The sequence below is a fragment of the Herbaspirillum sp. 1173 genome (genome assembly GCF_031455335.1).
Taxonomy (GTDB): Bacteria; Pseudomonadota; Gammaproteobacteria; order Burkholderiales; family Burkholderiaceae_D; genus Herbaspirillum; species Herbaspirillum huttiense.
In genome coordinates this window covers 255,555-274,880 of sequence record NZ_JAVDSP010000004.1, presented here as the reverse complement: position 1 = coordinate 274,880, position 19,326 = coordinate 255,555, and the positions used below count along the sequence as shown (strand labels likewise).

The window sequence follows — 19,326 nt, the reverse complement described above, 5'->3', positions numbered from 1 at the left end:
CTCACTCCTTTTGCAAGAGGAACTGCACCACATCGGTCTGGCCTTCATCGAAGCCCACTTCGCAGAACACGTAATACAGCTGCCACAGGCGGCGGAAACGCTCATCGAAACCTTGCGCGGCGATGGTCTCGCGCTGGGCCTGGAAGGCGTCGTTCCAGCGGCGCAGGGTCTCGGCGTAATCACGTCCGAAATGGAAGCGGTCACGCGTGGTCAGGCCGGCGCGCAGCGCGCAGCGCGAGAAGCGCTCATGGCTGGGCAGCATGCCGCCAGGGAAGATGAATTCGCGGATGAAGTCGGCGCTGTCGCGATAGCGTTCGAACACCGCTTCATCGATGGTGATCGACTGGATCAGCGCACGGCCACCGGGTTTCAGGCGGGCCGACACGGTATCGAAATACGTCTGCCAGAAACGCTCGCCGACGGCTTCGAACATTTCGATGGACACGATGGCATCGTATTTCCCATCCAGATCGCGGTAGTCGCACAGTTCCAGATGCGCCAGATGATCGAGCTGCTGGTGGCGCATGCGCTCCTGGCCAAAAGCCAGCTGCGACGGCGAGATCGTCACGCCATGCACACGGATGCCCAGGCGCGCCGCATGTTCGGCAAAGCCGCCCCAGCCGCAGCCGATTTCCAGCACGCGATCGCCCGCCTGCAAGCCAAGCTGGTCAACGATGCGCTGATACTTGGCGGCCTGCGCCGAGGCCAGGCTCTGGCAGGGCTCGGTGAAGATGGCCGACGAATAGGTCATGGTCGGGTCCAGCCACAGGCGATAGAAATCATTGCCCAGGTCGTAATGCGCATGGATGTTGCGACGGCTGCCGCTGCGTGTGTTGGAGCGCAGCAGGTGGCGCAGGCGGTACCACAGCGAGGCCAGGCGTCCGCCTTCGACCGCGCTGGCGAGCATCGCACGGTTGCGCATGGCCAGGCGCAGCAGCGCGGCCAGGTCGGGCGTTTCCACCCAGCCATTGCCGTAGGCTTCGCCGAAACCGATGTCACCGGCGCGCAGGATGGCAGCGCAGGCGCGCCAGTCGAGGATGCGCAGTTGCGCGCTGGGCGGCTGGCGCAGATCGCCGAAGGTCAGCGTGGTGCCGTGCGGTGTGATCAGTTCCAGGTGGCCGTGGCTGAGGCGCTCCAGCATCGCCAGGAACAGGCGGGCCGAAATCGGGCCGGCACGGCGGCCGGTGGTCTGCAATGCGGGGATACGGTTCACGATAGGGTTTCCTTTCCAGAAGAAGTACCTGCGGCTGCGACGCGCTCGGGCTTGCTGAACCAGGGCACGCGCTTGCGCCACAACAGCAAGGCCTGCCAGTGGATACGGACGACCACGCCCAGCGTCAGGAACGGCTGCGCACACAGCGCGCCGAAGGCCGTGGCCGCGGTCAGGGGATGCAGATGGCCGCCGACCGAGGTGCGCATCAGGGGTTGCAAACCCTGCGCCACTTCCGACGGATGGCCGTGGTCGTAATAGTCGATGCCGACGAAGGCGGTATTCCCGCCCGCGTCCTCATGCCGTGCCTGGTCGCGAAAGCGGAAACGATAGAAACCGCTCACCTCGCAGAAGGGCGATACATGCATGAGCTTGTTGCAGACCAGCCGCGTGTGCTCGTCGATGACGCCCTGTCCGGGGGCCGACAGCAGGTAGTGCTGGGTCTCGCCAAAGGTGTTGTTGACCTCGGCCAGCACCGCCCGCAGCTGACCTTCACGGTCATGGCACAGGAAGAAGCTGACCGGATTGAAGACGAAGCCGAACAGCCTCGGAAAGGTCTGCAGCCAGATCGCGCCATCGTGCGGCAGCCCGGCCTGTTGCAGATGACCGCGCACCCAGCTGGCGAGATCGCTGCCATCGCGCGGACCATAGTCGCGCGTGCGCACGCACATCAGGCGGCGGCGATCCACGCCGAACCAGGCATTGCCCGCTTCGTTGAGGCGCGCCAGATCGAGGCGCACGCAGAACACCGGATAGACGAACTTGTGCAGCACCGGACGCAAACGCTGATGCATCACCTGCCCGCTCAACAACAGCGCGGGCGCGTCGGTGCGGGAGGTCAGCGAAGTGCTCATAGCACAGCCCAATCCGGCGTCACGCCGAAGTCCCGGATCACGCGCAGAGCGGATTTCAGGCCATCTTCATGGAAGCCGTAACCGGTCCACGCACCGGCGAACCACGCACGATGCTTGCCCTGGATCTCCGGCAGGCGGCGCTGGGCATCGATGGCGGGCTGGTCGAAGACCGGATGCTCGTAATCGAAACGCCCCATCACCGTCGCCGGGTTGGGTGGCTGGGGCGGATTCAGGGTGAGCACGATGTCGGTCTTGCAGGGCAGATCCTGCAGGCGGTTGAGCCAGTAGCTCACGCACACCGCGCGGCTGCCATCGCTGTGGCGCGAACCAAGGTAATTCCAGGCCGACCAGACCTTGTCCAGTTGCGGCATGAGCGAGACGTCGCTGTGCAGCCAGGCGGTATTGGCCTGATAACGCACGGCCGACAGCACCTGATGTTCTTCGATGGTGGCGTCCTGCAGCAGCGCCAGGGTCTGCGGTGCGTGGGTGGCGAAGACTACCGCGTCGAACTGTTCCTCGCGCGGCTCGGCACCGCCACTGCGCACCAGCACGCCCTGCTCGTTGCGGGTAACGCTGATGAGGCGGCTGCCCAGGCGCACATCGTCAAGGGTGGCGGCGATGCGGCGCACGTATTCGCGCGAACCGCCGCGCACGGTGCGCCAGCGCGGACGGTTGTTGACCTGCAGCAGGCCGTGATTGATGCAGAAGCGCAGGAAGGTCGCCGCCGGGAAATCGAGAATGTCCGAGGGCGAGCTGGACCAGATCGCCGCCGCCATCGGGATCAGATAGGCATCACCGAACAGGACGCCATAGCCGCCCTCTTCCAGCAACTGCCGCAAGGTCACCGGACGCCCCTCGCAGGCAGCAAGGTTGGCGTGCGCGCTACGATTGAAGCGCAGGATGTCACGCAACATGCCCAGGAAGGACGGCTGCAGCAGCCGCTTGCGCTGGGCGAAGACGGTATCCAGATTGGTGCCGGCCCATTCGAAACTGCCTTCATCCATCGAGACGCCGAAGGACATGTCGGTATCGTAGGTCTCGACCTTCAGCTCCTCGAACAGCGCGATCAGGTTGGGATAGGTCCAGTCATTGAAGACCAGGAACCCGGTATCGACCGGGAAGGGGACGCCCTCCGGCGCGATCTCCACGGTATTGGCATGGCCGCCCAGCGTCGGGGCGGACTCGAACAGCACGACCTGATGCTTGCGCGCCAGCAGGTAGGCGCTCGCCAGGCCGGAAATACCGGCCCCGATGACGGCGATGCGCTGTCCCGTGCCCTGCTCGATGGCTGCTGCGTTTGGATTCATGAAAACTTGCCCGCCTATGTCTTTGTTATTGAAGTTCTGCCGTTGCCAGTCCATGGGAATGTTTCCCTGCCCTGCTGGCCCGTGCTGCTTTGGTGACCGGGGCGGCGCTTGCCGCGGACCTTTTTGGCCGCTTGCGCCGCTTATTTGCTTCTCATCCTTGATTTAGGTGCTAAGATTACTACCAAAGAAAAATAAAATCTACTAATTAGTAACTTAAGCTACCAATGAGTATTTTCGGCAAACTGAGCTTCAAGGACCAAGCCTACAAATTACGGGAGAACGCCATCCTGGATGCCGCCACGTCCGTACTGGGCAGCAAGGGCTATGACCTGATGACCATGGACGACGTGGCCGGTGCAGTGGGCATCTCCAAGCCCAGCCTGTACAAGCATTTCAAGTCCAAGGAAGAGCTGATCGGCGAGACCATGATCCGTCTCGTCGACGGGGCGATCGACCAGCTGGCGCAGCTGGAGCCGATTCCCAGCCCGCGCGGCAAGCTCGAAGCGATGCTGGAATGGGCGCTGCGGGTGCGCCTGGAGGGGGGTCTGCCCTTCCTGCCCTCGACCAGCGCGCATGTGCGCGAGATGCTCATGCGCAACGTGAAATACGTCATGCGCGTGCTCAAGCTGAACGGGCAACTGGAAAAGCTGGTGAAGGAGGCGCAGAAAAACGGCGAGATCGATGCCGCCCTGCCCAGTGATGTGGTGTTGTACAGCTACTACGCCCGCACCTGTGACCCGGCCGTGGATTACCTGCAGAAGTTCAGCAAGATGAGCAGCGACGAGATCGTGAAATACATGCTGCACGTGGCCTTCAACGGCTTCACGAAGTAAAGGGCAGGCACGCCGCGGCCAGCAGCGGTACCCGCCCTCTTCTGCTCTGCTGTATTACAAACCGTAGCAGCGCGCTGCGGTCCCGCCCCATAGCTGCTCTTGTTCCGCTGCCGACAGGCGCGTGGCCGCCCACTCGCGGACCACGCCCGCCACCGTCGCATAGGACGCAGCCAGCAGACACACCGGCCAGTCCGAGCCAAACATCAGGCGCTGCGGCCCGAAGGCTTCCAGCGCCGTATCCAGGCACAGGGCAATATTGTCGTAATCCTTCTGTCGCAATCCGCGCAGCCAATCCGCCTCGGTGACCAGCCCCGACAACTTGCAGGCCACATGCGGCATGGCGGCCAGTGCGCGCAGCTGGCGCTTCCATCCATTGAAGGAAGCTTCACTTCGCCCGAAATCCACGAGGGCCGGCTTGCCCAGGTGATCCAGCACCAGCCAGTGGCGGTCATGGCGTGCACAGAAGGCCTGCACCTCGGCCATCTGCCTGGCGTAGATCAGCACGTCATACACCAGGCCCTGCTGCTGCAGCCACTTGATGCCGGCATTGAAGGCGGGGGCCTCGACGAAGGCCGTGACGTCGGCTTCATCCTGGATCTGATGACGGAAGCCGACCAGCTTGTCCCGTCCCCATTGCGCGACGTTGGCAGCCAGGTGCGGCGAAGACAGATCCTCCCAGCCCACCACGCCGGCGATGCGGCGATCAGCGCGCGCCAGGTCCAGCAGGAAACCGGTTTCTTCACGTCCCACGCGGGCCTGCACCGCAATGGAGGCATGCAGCCCTTCGGCATCCAGCACCGGATGCAGCTGCCCTGGCAGACGATCACAGGCCAGCAGCTCCATGCCCTTGCCGATCCAGGGATAGTCGTCGGCGCGATAGCGCCAGAAATGCTGATGGGCGTCGATGCGAAGGGGTTTCATGGCGCGGTCTCGGGAGGGAGGAGGAGAATGAAGCGTCTCCGCATCTCTTAGTTTTTTCTGGATGAAAACTTAGAAACGGGAAAGCAGAAACTTAAGGATTTCCCCGAATCACTCCGGGGAAACCACAGAACATCAGACCGGATCAGTCGTACAGCACTTCCTTGATCTTGGGGTCATCGATGTTGCTCTTGTCGTACCAGTAGAAGCCGGTATCGATGACCTTGGGCAGCTTCTCGCCCTTGATCGCCTTGACCGCCGCTTCCACGGTCTTGTAGCCGATCCCCACCGGGTTCTGGGTGATGGCACCAGCCATCAGGCCGTCGCGGATCGCATCCTTCTGCTGCTTGCCGGAGTCATAGCCGATGATGATGATCTTGCGCTTCATCTCCTTGACACCATTGACCACGCCGATGGCCGAGCCTTCGTTGGTACCGAAGACGCCCTTGATCTTGGGATAGGCCTGCAGGATGGATTTGGTGACCTCGGTCGACTTCAGCTGGTCGCCCGCGCCGTATTGCACGCTGACCACCTTGATCTTGGGATAGTTGGCCTTGATGCGCTCCAGGAAGCCATCGCGGCGATCCACGCCGGTACGGCTGGTCTGGTCGTGTGCCACCACGGCGACTTCGCCTTCCTTGCCGATCAGCTCGGCCATCTTGTCGGCCGCCAGCGCCGCAGCGGCACGGTTGTCGGTGGTGGCGGTGGTGACGGGGATGTCGCTGTCCACGCCCGAGTCAAAGGCGACCACCGGGATCTTGGCGGCTTGCGCCTTCTTCAGCAGCGGAATCGCTGCCTTGCTGTCCAGCGCGGCAAAGCCGATGGCTTGCGGCTTCTTGGCCAGGGCGGCAGAGAGCATGTCGATCTGCTTGTCGACCATGGCTTCGGTTTCCGGACCTTCGAAGGTCACCTTCACCTTCAGATCCTTGCCGGCCTGGTCGGCACCGGCTTTCACGGCCTGCCAGAACTGGTGCTGGAAGCCCTTGGAAATGAGCGGCACATACACTTCCTGCGCGTACGCAGCCGAAGTGCCGACGGCGAAGGCCAGACCCAGGGCAGCGGCCAGTAACTTGTTCTTGAACACGGTACGTCTCCTTTTGTTATCGATGATGGAGTGCCGGAAATGGCGCTTCCGGCGGGGCTTGCATTGCTACGAAGAAATCATTTCAGGCGCGGCGGCGACGGCGCAGGATGTCAAGATACACGGCCAGGATGATGATCACGCCGGTCACTACCGTCTGCCACTCCTGCGCCACCGACATGATGCGCAGGCCGTTGACCAGCACGCTCATGATGAAGGCGCCGATGATGGTCCCGAGGATGGTGCCGGTCCCGCCCGAAAGCGAGGTGCCGCCGATCACCACGGCGGCAATCGCATCCAGCTCGTAACCCTGGCCCAGTGCAGGCTGCGCCGAATTCAGGCGGGAGGCGATGATCAGGCCGGCGATGCCGCAGATGGCTCCCGAGAAGGTATAGACCGCGACCTTCCAGAAATCCACCTTCACGCCCGACAGGCGCAGCGCTTCCTCATTGCTGCCCAGGGCAAAGGTATAGCGGCCGAACACGGTCTTGTTGAGGATGACGGAAGCACCGATGGCGACGATGAACAGGATCAGCACCGCATTGGGAATCGGCAGCGAGGGAATCAGGTCACCGATCAGCGAATCCTGGGCGATGGCCGAGAAGCCCTCGGTATCGTTGAAGTAGATCGGGCGCGTGCCGGAGATCACCAGCGACAGGCCCTTCAACAGCATCATCATGCCCAGCGTGGCGATGAAGGGCGGCACCTTGAGCTTGGCGATCACCATGCCGGAAACCCAGCCCGAGAGCGCCCCGAAGAAGATCGCCGCAGCGATGCCCAACGGCAGCGGCATGCCCCAGTTGGTCAGCACCACCCCGGCCATGACGGCGCAGAAGGTCATCATGGTGCCCACCGACAGATCGATGCCGGAGGTGATGATGACGTAGGTGCAGGCAATGGCCAGCACGCCGTTGACGGCGGTGGACTGCAGGATGCTGACCAGGTTGTCCACCTCCATGAAGTTGGGCGAGGCGAAGCTGAAGAACAGGATCATCAGCAGCAGGCTGGCAAAGGCCAGCAGCTTCTGGCGTGCGGCCGGATTGAACAGGCGGGCGCGCAGGCCCGAGGGGGAAGCGGTATTGGCCATGGTGGATGCGGAAGGGGCGGAGTGGATTTGGTTTGCCATGATCGGTCTGTCTCTCTTGTAATGTCTGGAGGCCCGGTGGCGCTTATTGCGCCACGGCCGATTCGCGCTGCGTGGCCAGTTGCATGATGTTTTCCTGGGTGGCATCGGCACGCGCCAGTTCACCGGTCACGCGGCCCTCGCACATCACCAGGATGCGATGGCTCATGCGCAGCACCTCGGGCAACTCGGAGGAAATCATCACGATGGCCTTGCCCTGCTCGGCCAGCGCATCAAGCAGCTTGTAGATTTCGCTCTTGGCACCGATGTCGATGCCGCGCGTGGGCTCATCGAAGAACAGGATGTCGCAGTCGCGCAGCAGCCACTTGGCAATCACGATCTTCTGCTGGTTGCCGCCGGAGAGCAGGCGCGCCTGCTGTTCCACCGAGGGGGTCTTGATGGCCAGCTGGCGCACGTAGCCTTGCGCCACTTCACGAATCGCGCGCTGGTCCATGAAGCCGGCCTTGGTGAAACGTCCCATGCTGGAGAGCGCGATGTTGGCCTGCACGTCCATGCCCACGGCCAATCCGAAATGCTTGCGGTCTTCCGACAGGTAGCCGATGCCATGCGCCACCGCATCGGCCGGCTGGCGGATCACGGCCTTGCCGCCGTGGATGATGATCTCGCCCGACTCCAGCGGATCGGCACCGAAAATGGCGCGCGCCACTTCCGTGCGGCCCGCCCCCATGAGGCCGGCGAAACCGAGGATCTCGCCCCGGCGCAATTTGAAGCTGACATCGCGGATGGCGCGGCCGCGATTGAGTCCGCGCACTTCCAGCACCACTTCATTGCCGGAGGTATCGGGCGGCAAGCGTTGCTCGCCATCGAGCGCGCGGCCCACCATCATGGAAATGATGGTGTCCATGGAGGTACCCTGCATCGGCACGGTGGCGATGTACTTGCCATCGCGCATGACGCTGACGCGATCGGCGATCTGGCGCAGTTCGTCCATCTTGTGCGAGATGTAGACGATGCCCACACCCTGCGCCTGCAGGTCGCGGATGATGCGGAACAGTTCGGCGATTTCGGCGTTGTTGAGCGCGGCGGTCGGTTCATCCATGATGAGCACGCGCGAATCGAAGGACAGCGCCTTGGCGATTTCCACCATCTGCTGGCGCGCCACGGTCAGGTCGCCGACCGGCGTGCGCGGATCCATGTCGAGCCGCATGCGGGCGAAGATGGCGGCGGCCTGGCGGTTCAGTTGCTCTTCGTCGATGATGAGGCCGAAACCCTTGCGCGGCTCGCGGCCGATGAAGATGTTCTGCGCGGCCGACAGGTGATTCATCAGGTTCAGTTCCTGATGGATGATGCCGATGCCCAAGGCCTGCGCCTGGCGCGGCTCGGCGATCTCCACCGGTTTGCCGTCGAGCAGGATGTCGCCGCTGTCGCGCTGGTAGACGCCGGAGAGGATCTTCATCAGCGTGGATTTGCCGGCACCGTTCTCGCCCATCAGGGCGTGGACTTCGCCGGCCACCAGTTCGAACTGGCAATTGTCCAGCGCCAGCACGCCGGGAAAGCGCTTGCTGACATTGCGCAGGGCGATCAGCGGTGTAGCGGATGCCGATGCCGATGCCGCTGCGCGGGCTTGTGTCTCGTGTTCTTGTTGCATGCTCACCTCGGATGCGGATGCAGTGCTGGCCGGAACAGGTCCTGGCCATCGTTTGCGCGACTCTGCGGTCGCTGCTGTTCGGGGACTACGGTCTTGCGTGCTGCCTGCTGCTACCTGCTGCTACCTACTGTACCGCCTTGCGAAAAACTTAGAAAGCGATTTGCAAAAAACTAAACTTTGCTGCAATGGAAACTTAATCTTTCCCGTCTTCCTGCGCCGACAGATCGAAGATGCGCGTCATCGGCACCCACTTCTCTCCGGCCGGCGTCCAGGGTGTCGCGGCCTGGAAGCGCCACATCAACGCTTCCCACGCCTGCACCTTGGGATCACGCTCGCTGGCCGCTGCCATGGCGGCGGCGTCGAACACCGCATCATCGGTCTCCATCACCATCACCATGCGCGTACCGAGACGATGGATCTCCATCGCGGTCACGCCCTGTCGGCGCAAATGGGCGGCGATCTCGGGCCAGATGCGCTGATGGTGCTGTTCATACTCGGCGATCAGCGCGGGATCATCCTTCAGATCGAGGGCCAGCACGGTACGCATGGCGGCCTCAGGTCAGGGCGCGGTCGAGATGGGTATAGCCCCCATCGACGAACACCCATTGCCCGGTGGTATGCGAGGAGCGGCCCGAGAGCAGGAACACGGCCATGTCGGCCATTTCCTCGGAGGTCGTGAAACGCTTGCCGAGCGGGATCTTGCTGGTGATGGCGTCCAGCTTCTCCTGCGGATTCTCGAAAGTGGCGATCCACTTCTCGTAGAGCGGGGTCATCACTTCCGCCGGAATCAGTGCATTGACGCGCACGCCGTCATCACGCAAGGCGGCAGCCCATTCGCGGGTCAGCGACAGTTGCGCGCCCTTGGAGGCGCAATAGCCGCTGGTGTTGCCCTGGCCGGTGAGGGCCGTCTTGGAAGAGACGTTCAGGATCGCGCCGCGCGTGGCCTTCAGGTGCGGCACGCAGTAATGTGCCATCACATAGTAGTGGATCAGGTTGCGTTCCAGCGAAGCGACGAATTCATTGCGCCCCGCGTCCAGGCCCACGCTGTCATTGACCCCGGCATTGTTGACCAGGCCATCGAGACGGCCAAAGCGGCGCACGGTCTCGGCCACGGCCTCGCCGCAGCGCGCCTCGTCCTGCAATTCCAGCTGGAACAGCGCGGCGCGCGGCTGCAGGGCGGTCAGGCGGGTCCAGAACTGCGGGTCCGGTTCGCTGCGCGCGAACACCACGGGAATCGCGCCTTCGGCGGCCAGTTGCAGGCTGATCGCGCCGCCGATGCCGGAGGCGCCGCCGGTCACGATGACGACCTTGTCTTGCAGGTTCAAATCCACATCAGTCTCCGTTTTCGTTCATCTTGTCGTGGTGGATGCAGTCTCAACCCCGGAAGCGGTACTGCTCCAGTGAAGCGGGCTTCATTTCGATCGAAAACCCCGGCAGGCTGGGCGGCATGTAGGCCGCATTGCGGATCACGCAGGGATCGACGAAGTGTTCGTGCAGGTGGTCCACGTATTCGGTCACGCGCCCTTCCTTGCTGCCGGAGATGCACAGGTAGTCGATCATCGACAGGTGCTGCACATATTCGCACAGGCCCACGCCACCCGCATGCGGGCAGACTACCTTGCCATATTTCGCGGCCATCAGCATGACGGCCAGGATTTCATTGACGCCACCGAGACGGCAGGAATCGATCTGCACCACATCGATGGCATCGCGCATGATGAACTGCTTGAACAGCACGCGGTTCTGGCACATCTCGCCGGTGGCGACCTTGACCGCGCCGATGCCGGCGCGGATCTTGCGATGGCCCTCCACATCATCCGGGCTGGTCGGCTCCTCGATGAACCAGGGTTGCGCAAAGGCCAATTCATTGACCCAGTCGATGGCCTGATCCACTTCCCACACCTGGTTGGCATCGATCATCAGATTGCGGTCCGGGCCCAGCACTTCGCGGGCGATGCGCACGCGGCGCTTGTCGTCTTCCAGGTCGCGGCCGACCTTGAGCTTGACGTAATTGAAGCCCTGGTCGATGGCTTCCTGGCACAGGCGGCGCAGCTTGGCGTCGTCATAGCCCAGCCAGCCGGCCGAGGTGGTGTAGCAGGGATAGCCTTCCTGTTCCAGGATGCGCAGGCGTTCGGCCTTGCCGGCTTCCTTTTCGCGCAGCAGGGCCAGCGCTTCGTCGGGGGTGATGCAATCGGTGATGTAGCGGAAATCGATGGTGCGCACCAGTTCCTCGGGCGACATGTCGGCCACCAGCTTCCACACCGGCTTGCCGGCCGCCTTGGCCCACAGGTCCCAGGCGGCATTGACCACTGCGCCGGTGGCCAGGTGGATCGCGCCCTTGTCCGGGCCGATCCAGCGCAGCTGGCTGTCAGAGGTGACGTGACGCCAGAAGCGGCCCATGTCGGCGGCGATCCAGTCCAGGTCCAGGCCCACCACCAGGTGCTCCATGGCGCGGATGGCGGCACAACAGATCTCGTTGCCGCGACCGATGGTGAAGGTCAGGCCGTGGCCCTTCAGTTGCTCATTGTCGGTATCGAGGATGACGTAGGCGGCGGAGTAATCCGGATCCGGATTCATTGCATCCGACCCATCCAGCGATTGCGAAGTGGGGAAGCGTACGTCCAGCACGCGCAGGGCAGTAATCTTGGTCATCGGTCTCTAGCGTGGATGCCGCTGCGGTGGCGTGCCGCAATCGGCTGGCCATCCGTGGCGGACAGCCTGGGGTGATCGTCTCCGGGGCCAGGCCCCTCTTTTGTTTTCTCTCACAAGTAAAATATCATTTCATCTGTGAGTGCCAGAGCATAACCTTGATTATCCTCCCATTGCCGGGCCAGTCCGATGAAGTTTCCGACCTGACCGATATCGATTTTGGGATGACGAGGCGAGGTCAAGAGATCATGCATGAAAAATTATTTTACGAATAAAATGGATTTTTCATCAAAATCCCCTACAATCCGGCCCCAGAAAAGCCTGCTTTTGCGATCTATCGTCCCCTGTCGCACCCGGAAAACGCCATGCCCAGAACCCGCAAACTCAATCCCGCCGAGGCTCCCGCCGTGCAGACGGCCGCCGACCACGAAGAGGACAGCGCTGCCGGCAAGACGCGCTACGCCGCGCCGGCGCTGGACAAGGGCCTGGATATCCTGGAGTTGCTGAGTCGCTCGGAACAGATGCTGACCCTGAACCAGATCTCGCGGCAACTGGGACGCAGCGTCAATGAAATCTTCCGCATGGTGGTCACGCTGGAACAGCGCGGTTACCTGGTGGCCGACAACGACCATTACCGGCTCTCTTTGAAACTGTTTGAGCTGGCCCATCATCATCAGCCGATCCGCTCGCTGGTGAGCACCGCCCTGCCCCACATGCGCGAGCTGGCCAATCGCTCCATGCAGTCCACCCACCTGACGGTCTACGAAGCGGGCCGCGTGATCGTGGTGGCGCAGGTCGACAGTCCCGAACGCTGGGCCTTCGGACTGAAGGTCGGGGCGCTGGTGAGCCTGACCGACACGGCATCCGGCCACGTGTTGCTGGCCTTCCGCGATGAAGCCGAACGCGCCAGCATGCTGGCCGCGCACGTGCGCATGGATGGCGAACAGGAAATCGGGACAGCGCAACTGATGCGCCAGATCGAGGACACGCGCAAACGCGGCCACTCGCGCATGGAAAGCCGGCAGATCCGCGGCGTGATCAACCTGTCCTATCCGGTGATGGGGGCCAACAACCGCATGCTGGCGGCCTTGAACGTGCCCTATATCGAACGCATCGACAAGAAGGTCAATCCCAGCCTGGACGAGGTGCAAGGCATCGTTCAGGAAATCTCGGCACGGCTGTCGCGGCTGATGGGGGATTCGAGTTTCGGGTCCTGAAGCGGACCCGATGAAAGGATGGCGTGGGGAGCGAAAGCCCCACGCCGCAGACGGCCTCAGCCGGCGAAACGCACTTCAGGCAAGCCGCGCACATCGGGATGCGGCACGCTGAACAAGCCACCGGCCAGCTTGTCTTGCGCGCGCTGTTCGGCGCTCATGCCTTCGTGCGCCGTGGTCACGAACAAGGTATCGAAGGCCGCCCCGCCGAAGGCCACGCAGGACGGCTGCGCCGTCGGCACCTCGACGATGCGGTCAATGCTGCCATCGGGCGCGAAGCGCACCACGCGCGCACCACCCCACTGGGCATTCCACAGGTACCCCTCCGCATCGACGGTCGACCCATCGGGGCCGCCCGGCTGCTGCGCCAGATCGGCGAAGACGCGCTGATGGCTGACCGCGCCGCTGTCGGTGTCGTAATCACACACCATGATCTTGCCGGCCATGGAATCGCAGTGATACATCAGCTTGCCATCGAGGCTGAAGCAGATGCTGTTGGAAATGGCGATGCCCGGCAGCGCCAGGCGCTCCAGGCTGAGGTCGGCATTGAGACGATAGAAGCTGGCGATGGGGTCGCGGCCCGCGTCCTCATTCAATGTTCCGAAGACGAAACGGCCCTGGCGATCGCAACGGCCATCGTTGAGCCGTGTGGTCGGCAGGTCATCTTCGATGCGGCAGATCGGGCTGATGCTGCCGGTGTCCAGGTCGAAGAAGGCCAGACGCGATGCGAGCCCGATCAGCAGGCGCCGGGCATCGGCCGTGAAGGCAAAGCAGCACAGGCGTTCCGGCATGCTCCAGCTGCGCGTGGCACCGCTGGCCGGATCATGGTTCCACAGGCGGGAGGCGTGGATGTCGGTCCAGAAGACCGTCTGCGAGCGCTCGCACCAGAGTACTCCTTCGCCCAGTTCATGATGTCCATCGACCAGCAATTGCGCATTCATCGGGGTTCCGCCTGCAAATCAAGAAAATGAAATAAACAAGATAAACAATATAAATTGTTTTCGGCATGACTGCGGCAGATACCGGAAACGTCTGCCACAAAGACAAAAAAGGGTGGGCTTGCGCCCACCCTCAACTACATCAAGACCACCTCAGGAAGGATTACATTACTGCTGTTCGTTGCATCAGAACGAGTGGGCGATACCGAAGTAACCGCCGGTCTGCTTCAGGCCCGACACGCCCAGGTTGCCGCCGTTTTCCAGCTGGTGGCTGGCACCGGTGCCGTTGCGGACGGTACCGACGTCAACGTACAGCAGGGTACGCTTGGACAGGAAGTAGTTCACGCCAGCCATGTACAGGTTGGAGGTGCCACCGCCGTTGCCCACGCCGGCCGCATTGACCGAAGCGTTGTTGGCGTTGACGTGGAACCATGCGCCGACCAGCTGGAATTGCGGGGTCACGTCATAGTTCGCGCCGACCCAGTAGTGGTTCGCACGATCCGGAGCACCGGCGACAGCGTCGTTGGCGCGCAGGTTTTCCCAGCCGGCGAACATCTTCAGCTTGTCGAACTTGTAGGTACCGCCGATGATCAGCTCCTTGGAGTGGCTCCAGATGTCGCTGTAGTTGCCGTTCGCATCGCGCACGGTGTCATAGATCACGCGCAGTTCCAGACCGTTCTTCTGGTAGGCCAGCGAGATGCCGTCCTTGCGGCCGTCGCTGGAACCAGCGTTGGGCACGCCACCGTTGAACGAACCCGGCTTTTCGCCCAGGCTGGTCTGCAGGCCGACGGTGAAACCGCCCATGTCAGGGCTGTTGTACTCGATGATGTTCGATGCACCCGGCCAGTTGCGGCCGTTGACCAGGCTGGCAGTACCGATGGCTTGTTGGCCGGTCGGATCCAGGTACCAGATGTCGTTGTTGATGAACAGGTTCTTGCCGACCTTGATGGAACCGGCGGAAGCCGAGGACAGGCCGACGTAGGAACGGCGATTGAACAGTGCGGTACCGTTGCTGGTATCAGAACCGTTGAAGCTGCCCTTGGTCGAGTTGAAACCGGATTCCAGCAGGAAGAAGGCATTGGTACCGCCGCCCAGGTCTTCCGTGCCCTTGAAGCCGATCATGCTGGTGCCCCATTGGTTATTGGCAGCGCTCCAGCGAGTACCGGTGCCGTTGGCGCCGGCATTGGTCAGGAAGTCGACGCCGGCCACAACACGGCCGTAGATGGTGACACTGCTTTGCGCCTGCGCCTGTGCCGAGAACGCACCCATCAGCGCGAGCGCGCACAGGGTCTTTGCTCCAATAAAGGATGGCTTCACTTGCTTCATGAATAGTCTCCGTGGATATTGCCGTTTAAAATTTTTTTCGTCGGTGGGCTTGGCCGTGCAGCGTTGCACTTCAGACCCCTGGATCCTGACGGACTCCTGACAGTCTCCCAACTTGTTGTTTTTGATGCTGCCCGACCTTCTTCTCTTTCATCCCGCTGCTGTGCTGGTTGTCTCCTGTACAGCCCGGAATGTGGCTAGATACTAAGTATTCAGTTCATGTCTTTCCAATGAAATCTTTAGCAATTCCGATATGCGATTTGATATCATCAATTCCTAATAAAAAAACGATTGAAAAAATTTAGAAAACCGTCCCCGGAGACTTATGAAAAACAGTGACCCGAACTGGTTTCTGCGGGCGCGATTGAAGACCCGTCAGCTCCTGCTGCTGATCGCTCTCGACGACACCCGCAACATCCACCGCGCCGCCAGCGAGCTGAACATGACGCAGCCGGCTGCTTCCAAGCAACTCAAGGACCTCGAAGACATGCTGGGCGTGTCCCTGTTCGAGCGCCTGCCGCGCGGCATGCGGCCCACCATCTATGGCGAGGCCATGATCCGCCATGCGCGCATGGCCCTGACCAGCCTGTCCAAGGCGCACGAGGACATCGTGGCCCTGAAGTCCGGCCTGTCCGGCCAGGTCGATGTGGGCGTGATCCTCTCGCCCGGCATGGCCCTGTTGCCGCCGGCCATCGCGCGGGTCAAGGAACAAGCCCCGATGTTGCGCATCGGCGTCGAAGTGGAAAGCAGCAACATCCTGCTCTCGCGCCTGCTGCACGGCGAGCTGGACTTCATCATCGGCCGCATCCTGGATGAGGAAGCCCGTGGCGGCCTGCTCTATGAAGAGCTGGCCGACGAGCCGGTGTGCGCCGTGGCGCGGGTGGGACATCCCTTCCACACCCGCACCGACCTGACCCTGGCCGACCTCGCCGGCGAGGCCTGGATCATGGCCCCCAAGGGCAGCATCCTGCGCGCGCGCTGCGACCAGATGTTCCGCGAGCAAGGCCTGGCGCCGCCCTCCAACGTGGTCGACACCACCGCCATCCTGTTCATCACGAGCCTGCTGCAGCAGACCGATTTCATCTACGCCATGCCCACCGAAGTGGCGCGCTACTACACCCAGGCCCGCCTGATGGACATCCTGCCCATCGAACTGCCCTGCCGCATGGCCGGCTTCGGCATCATCACGCGCCAGGACAACCTGCTCTCGCCCGGGGCCAACCTGGTACTGCAGTCCATCCGCGAAGTGGCGAAAATGATTTACTGATTCCCCCGCCTGCCCGGGCATGTGCCATGCCGGGGTCGGTTTCCTGCGCCGAGTTTTATTAAGAAATGTAAGGAAGCGTAAGCCTCTCTGAAAACGGCCGGAATCGCGGGAACAAAACTGAATTCACGCGACGCAAAACTTTAAAAAAACGCGGCAAAAAAACAACACTTCAGGCAGGTAAAAAACTAAGTTTTTTCAAGCTGTCATACAGCTTTTTTCTGAAACGGCCTCACTTCTCTTCCCGCTTCGACACTCTTTTGGCGTTTGCGCAAAATTTGCGCAAAAAAAAGAGTCGCCATTTGGCGACTCTTTCTGGTCCGCAGCGCAGACGCGCTTCGTCAACCCGCTCACACCCATCCGGCGTCGACGATGAATTCCTGCGCGGTACACATCGCGCTGTCGTCCGCCGCCAGGAACAGTACCATGCGCGCCAGGTGCCAGGGCAGCAGGTCACCCTGCAGGCATTGATTGCGCGCGATCGCCTTCTTGCCTTCTTCATCCAGCCACAGCTTGATCTGGCGTTCGGTCATGACCCAGCCCGGTGTCACGGTATTGACGCGGATCTTGTGCGGACCGAGGTCGCGCGCCAGGCCACGGGTCAGGCCCAGGGTCGAGGCCTTGGCCGTGGTATAGACCGGGAAGCCGCCACCGGACTGGTGCCAGCTGATCGAGCTGAAGTTGATGATGGAACCGCCGCCACGGCGTTTCATGCCTTCCACCACCGACTGCACGGCGAAGAAGGACGGACGCTGGTTGATGGCGATGCGGTCGTTCCAGTATTCCAGCGTCACTTCTTCCAGCTTGTGGCGCTGGTCATTGGCGGCATTGTTGACCAGCACGTCGAAGTCGCCCAGCTGTCCTTGCAGCTCGGCGATGGTCGCCTGGAAGGCGGGAATGTCGCGCAGGTCGCAATGACGGAACAGCGGCTTGGGGTGACCGGCTGCCGCGATGTCATTGCACAGTGCTTCGCTGGCTTCGGTGGCGATATCGACGAAGGCCACATGCGCACCTTGTTGCGCAAACGCTTCGACGATGGCGGCACCGATGCCGGTGCCGCCGCCGGTGATGAAGACGCGCTTGCCCTTGAGGCTGGGGAAGTTCGCCAGTTGCACGTTCTGGGGAGTATTGCTCATGAGGTTTCCTTGCAAGCCGGTGCGCGCGCACAGCGCGGCACCGGCATCATGATGACGGGAAGAAGATCAGTGCGAGTGCTTGGGCACGGCCGCGCCACGGCAACCGACCAGGAAGTCGAAGTCACAGCCTTCGTCAGCCTGCAGCACGCGGTCCACGTACAGGGACTGGTAACCGCCGGCCATCTCCGGTTTGCGTTCGGCCAGCACCTTGGCGCGTTCGGCCAGGCGGCGCTGCATCTCTTCTTCGCTGATGTCCAGCTGCAGCTTGCCGGCATAGGCGTCAAGTTCGATGAAGTCGCCATCCTGCACGATGCCCAGCGGACCGCCGGCAGCCGCTTCCGGCGCCACGTGCAGGATCACGGTGCCGTAGGCGGTACCGCTCATGCGCGCATCCGAAATGCGGACCATGTCCTTCACACCGGTAGCCAGCACCTTGGGCGGCAAGCCCATGTTGCCCACTTCAGCCATGCCCGGATAACCCTTGGGACCGACGTTCTTCATCACCAGCACGCAGCTGGCATCGACGTCCAGATCAGGATCGTTGATGCGTTCCTTGTAGTGCGCGAAGTCCTCGAAGACCACGGCGCGGCCGCGATGCTTCATCAGTTCAGGCGTAGCCGCCGACGGCTTCAGTACGGCGCCGCGCGGTGCCAGGTTGCCGCGCAGGATGCAGATGCCGCCATCCTCGATCAGCGGCTTGGCCAGCGGGCGCACCACTTCATCGTTGTAGATCGGCGCATCCTTGACGTTGTCCCACATGGTCTGGCCGTTGACGGTCAGCGCATCCTTGTGCGGCAGCAGGTCGGCTTCGCCCATGCGGCGCAGCACGGCAGGCAGGCCGCCGGCGTAGTAGAACTCTTCCATCAGGTAGCGGCCCGAGGGCTGCAGGTCGACGATGGTCGGGGTGCCACGGCCGATGCGGGTCCAGTCTTCCAGTTCCAGGTCGACACCGATGCGGCCGGCAATGGCCTTCAGGTGGATCACGGCATTGGTGGAACCACCGATGGCGGCGTTGGTGCGGATCGCATTCTCGAAGGCCTTGCGGGTCAGGATCTTGGACAGGGTCAGGCCTTCCCAGACCATGTCGACGATACGCATGCCGGACAAGTGCGCGAGAACATAGCGGCGCGCATCAACGGCCGGAATCGCCGCATTGTGCGGCAGCGACACGCCCAGCGACTCGGCCATGCAGGCCATGGTGGAGGCGGTGCCCATGGTGTTGCAGGTACCGGCCGAACGCGACATGCCGGCCTCAGCCGCCATGAAGTCGTGGATCGTGATTTCACCGGCCTTGACCTGTTCCGACAATTGCCACACCACGGTACCGGAACCGATGTCGCGGCCCTGGTGCTTGCCGTTGAGCATCGGACCGCCGGTGACGACGATGGCCGGCACGTCGCAGCTGGCCGCGCCCATCAGCAGGGCCGGGGTGGTCTTGTCGCAGCCGGTCAGCAGCACCACGCCGTCGATCGGATTGCCGCGGATCGATTCTTCCACGTCCATGCTGGCCAGGTTGCGGGTCAGCATGGCGGTCGGGCGCAGGTTGGATTCGCCGTTGGAGAACACCGGGAATTCCACCGGGAAGCCGCCGGCTTCGATGATGCCGCGACGCACGTGTTCGGCGATCTTGCGGAAGTGGGCGTTGCAGGGCGTCAGTTCCGACCAGGTGTTGCAGATGCCGATGACCGGCTTGCCCTGGAACTCGTGGTCGGGGATGCCCTGGTTCTTCATCCAGCTGCGGTACATGAAACCGTTCTTGTCGGCGGTACCGAACCAGCCGGCCGAGCGCAGGGTGCGGCTCTTGTCTTTTTTGTCGCTACTCATTGTTGAATTCCCGAATGACAGAAAACGAAGGATCTCGAAAAAC

General features: G+C 62.4%; 17 protein-coding genes. 3 read left to right on the top strand and 14 right to left on the bottom strand.

Features of this window, described 5'->3' with window-relative positions; all coding sequences use genetic code 11:
* Position 1 precedes the first annotated feature (1 nt).
* Genes J2X56_RS15935 through J2X56_RS15925 form a run of 3 tightly spaced genes read right to left on the bottom strand, consistent with a single transcriptional unit; the run spans position 2 to position 3,371 of the window.
* Positions 2 to 1,213 carry a cyclopropane-fatty-acyl-phospholipid synthase family protein gene (locus J2X56_RS15935; protein WP_209567809.1) on the bottom strand — a complete coding sequence of 404 codons (1,212 nt, stop codon included), beginning with the start codon at positions 1,211 to 1,213 and terminating at the stop codon, positions 2 to 4.
* Positions 1,210 to 2,064 (bottom strand): DUF1365 domain-containing protein, encoded by an 855-nt coding sequence (locus J2X56_RS15930; protein WP_209567811.1) that lies wholly within the window; start codon positions 2,062 to 2,064, stop codon positions 1,210 to 1,212. Before J2X56_RS15930 ends, J2X56_RS15935 begins: the two co-directional genes overlap by 4 nt.
* On the bottom strand, positions 2,061 to 3,371 hold the full coding sequence (locus J2X56_RS15925) for an NAD(P)/FAD-dependent oxidoreductase (RefSeq protein WP_204724965.1): 1,311 nt from the start codon (positions 3,369 to 3,371) through the stop codon (positions 2,061 to 2,063). Before J2X56_RS15925 ends, J2X56_RS15930 begins: the two co-directional genes overlap by 4 nt.
* Positions 3,372 to 3,595: 224 nt before the next feature.
* On the opposite strand from J2X56_RS15925, the gene J2X56_RS15920 reads away from it, so the two are divergent.
* A complete protein-coding gene (locus J2X56_RS15920) occupies positions 3,596 to 4,204 on the top strand; it encodes a TetR/AcrR family transcriptional regulator (protein ID WP_121044346.1) in 609 nt (202 codons plus the stop codon).
* A gap of 54 nt (positions 4,205 to 4,258) precedes the next feature.
* Here J2X56_RS15920 and J2X56_RS15915 read toward each other — a convergent pair whose 3' ends face one another.
* The 7 genes from J2X56_RS15915 to J2X56_RS15885 form a co-directional block, all read right to left on the bottom strand.
* Positions 4,259 to 5,125 (bottom strand): amidohydrolase, encoded by an 867-nt coding sequence (locus tag J2X56_RS15915; RefSeq protein WP_121044349.1) that lies wholly within the window; start codon positions 5,123 to 5,125, stop codon positions 4,259 to 4,261.
* Between the two features lie 142 nt (positions 5,126 to 5,267).
* Entirely contained in the window at positions 5,268 to 6,206 is a 939-nt protein-coding gene (locus J2X56_RS15910; RefSeq protein ID WP_310160839.1) for an ABC transporter substrate-binding protein, read from the bottom strand.
* An 82-nt stretch (positions 6,207 to 6,288) separates the two neighbouring features.
* Positions 6,289 to 7,329, bottom strand: coding sequence for an ABC transporter permease (locus J2X56_RS15905; RefSeq protein ID WP_121044357.1), 1,041 nt, complete (start codon positions 7,327 to 7,329; stop codon positions 6,289 to 6,291).
* Positions 7,330 to 7,372: 43 nt separating this feature from the next.
* Entirely contained in the window at positions 7,373 to 8,935 is a 1,563-nt protein-coding gene (locus J2X56_RS15900; protein WP_310160836.1) for a sugar ABC transporter ATP-binding protein, read from the bottom strand.
* 193 nt (positions 8,936 to 9,128) lie between these two features.
* Positions 9,129 to 9,482 carry an L-rhamnose mutarotase gene (locus J2X56_RS15895; RefSeq protein WP_209567814.1) on the bottom strand — a complete coding sequence of 118 codons (354 nt, stop codon included), beginning with the start codon at positions 9,480 to 9,482 and terminating at the stop codon, positions 9,129 to 9,131.
* A gap of 7 nt (positions 9,483 to 9,489) precedes the next feature.
* Positions 9,490 to 10,266 (bottom strand): SDR family oxidoreductase, encoded by a 777-nt coding sequence (locus tag J2X56_RS15890; protein ID WP_134137211.1) that lies wholly within the window; start codon positions 10,264 to 10,266, stop codon positions 9,490 to 9,492.
* 43 nt (positions 10,267 to 10,309) lie between these two features.
* Positions 10,310 to 11,587, bottom strand: coding sequence for an L-fuconate dehydratase (locus tag J2X56_RS15885; RefSeq protein ID WP_121044366.1), 1,278 nt, complete (start codon positions 11,585 to 11,587; stop codon positions 10,310 to 10,312).
* Positions 11,588 to 11,949: 362 nt separating this feature from the next.
* Between J2X56_RS15885 and J2X56_RS15880 the strand changes: the two genes are divergently transcribed.
* The gene (locus tag J2X56_RS15880) at positions 11,950 to 12,801 is read left to right on the top strand and encodes an IclR family transcriptional regulator (RefSeq protein WP_134137212.1); all 852 of its coding nucleotides are present in this window, start codon (positions 11,950 to 11,952) and stop codon (positions 12,799 to 12,801) included.
* Between the two features lie 56 nt (positions 12,802 to 12,857).
* On the opposite strand, the gene J2X56_RS15875 is transcribed toward J2X56_RS15880, so the two are convergent.
* Both J2X56_RS15875 and J2X56_RS15870 read right to left on the bottom strand, forming a co-directional pair.
* A complete protein-coding gene (locus J2X56_RS15875) occupies positions 12,858 to 13,739 on the bottom strand; it encodes an SMP-30/gluconolactonase/LRE family protein (RefSeq protein WP_134137214.1) in 882 nt (293 codons plus the stop codon).
* A gap of 183 nt (positions 13,740 to 13,922) precedes the next feature.
* Positions 13,923 to 15,062: a porin gene (locus tag J2X56_RS15870; protein ID WP_134137215.1), complete on the bottom strand. Its 1,140-nt coding sequence runs from the start codon at positions 15,060 to 15,062 to the stop codon at positions 13,923 to 13,925.
* A gap of 322 nt (positions 15,063 to 15,384) precedes the next feature.
* Between J2X56_RS15870 and J2X56_RS15865 the strand changes: the two genes are divergently transcribed.
* Positions 15,385 to 16,326 carry a LysR family transcriptional regulator gene (locus J2X56_RS15865; protein WP_121044378.1) on the top strand — a complete coding sequence of 314 codons (942 nt, stop codon included), beginning with the start codon at positions 15,385 to 15,387 and terminating at the stop codon, positions 16,324 to 16,326.
* Positions 16,327 to 16,673: 347 nt separating this feature from the next.
* On the opposite strand, the gene J2X56_RS15860 is transcribed toward J2X56_RS15865, so the two are convergent.
* Positions 16,674 to 17,459, bottom strand: coding sequence for an SDR family NAD(P)-dependent oxidoreductase (locus tag J2X56_RS15860; protein ID WP_039789823.1), 786 nt, complete (start codon positions 17,457 to 17,459; stop codon positions 16,674 to 16,676).
* 66 nt (positions 17,460 to 17,525) lie between these two features.
* Positions 17,526 to 19,283 (bottom strand): IlvD/Edd family dehydratase, encoded by a 1,758-nt coding sequence (locus J2X56_RS15855; RefSeq protein ID WP_039789103.1) that lies wholly within the window; start codon positions 19,281 to 19,283, stop codon positions 17,526 to 17,528.
* Between the last annotated feature and the right edge of the window lie 43 nt (positions 19,284 to 19,326).

Coding starts and splice junctions, on each gene's coding strand:
- J2X56_RS15930 (WP_209567811.1), bottom strand. CDS start 2,064: ATGAGCACTTCGCTGACCTCCCGCACCGACGCGCCCGCGCTGTTGTTG.
- J2X56_RS15925 (WP_204724965.1), bottom strand. CDS start 3,371: ATGAATCCAAACGCAGCAGCCATCGAGCAGGGCACGGGACAGCGCATC.
- J2X56_RS15920 (WP_121044346.1), top strand. CDS start 3,596: ATGAGTATTTTCGGCAAACTGAGCTTCAAGGACCAAGCCTACAAATTA.
- J2X56_RS15915 (WP_121044349.1), bottom strand. CDS start 5,125: ATGAAACCCCTTCGCATCGACGCCCATCAGCATTTCTGGCGCTATCGC.
- J2X56_RS15905 (WP_121044357.1), bottom strand. CDS start 7,329: ATGGCAAACCAAATCCACTCCGCCCCTTCCGCATCCACCATGGCCAAT.
- J2X56_RS15900 (WP_310160836.1), bottom strand. CDS start 8,935: ATGCAACAAGAACACGAGACACAAGCCCGCGCAGCGGCATCGGCATCG.
- J2X56_RS15895 (WP_209567814.1), bottom strand. CDS start 9,482: ATGCGTACCGTGCTGGCCCTCGATCTGAAGGATGATCCCGCGCTGATC.
- J2X56_RS15885 (WP_121044366.1), bottom strand. CDS start 11,587: ATGACCAAGATTACTGCCCTGCGCGTGCTGGACGTACGCTTCCCCACT.
- J2X56_RS15880 (WP_134137212.1), top strand. CDS start 11,950: ATGCCCAGAACCCGCAAACTCAATCCCGCCGAGGCTCCCGCCGTGCAG.
- J2X56_RS15875 (WP_134137214.1), bottom strand. CDS start 13,739: ATGAATGCGCAATTGCTGGTCGATGGACATCATGAACTGGGCGAAGGA.
- J2X56_RS15870 (WP_134137215.1), bottom strand. CDS start 15,062: ATGAAGCAAGTGAAGCCATCCTTTATTGGAGCAAAGACCCTGTGCGCG.
- J2X56_RS15865 (WP_121044378.1), top strand. CDS start 15,385: ATGAAAAACAGTGACCCGAACTGGTTTCTGCGGGCGCGATTGAAGACC.
- J2X56_RS15860 (WP_039789823.1), bottom strand. CDS start 17,459: ATGAGCAATACTCCCCAGAACGTGCAACTGGCGAACTTCCCCAGCCTC.
- J2X56_RS15855 (WP_039789103.1), bottom strand. CDS start 19,283: ATGAGTAGCGACAAAAAAGACAAGAGCCGCACCCTGCGCTCGGCCGGC.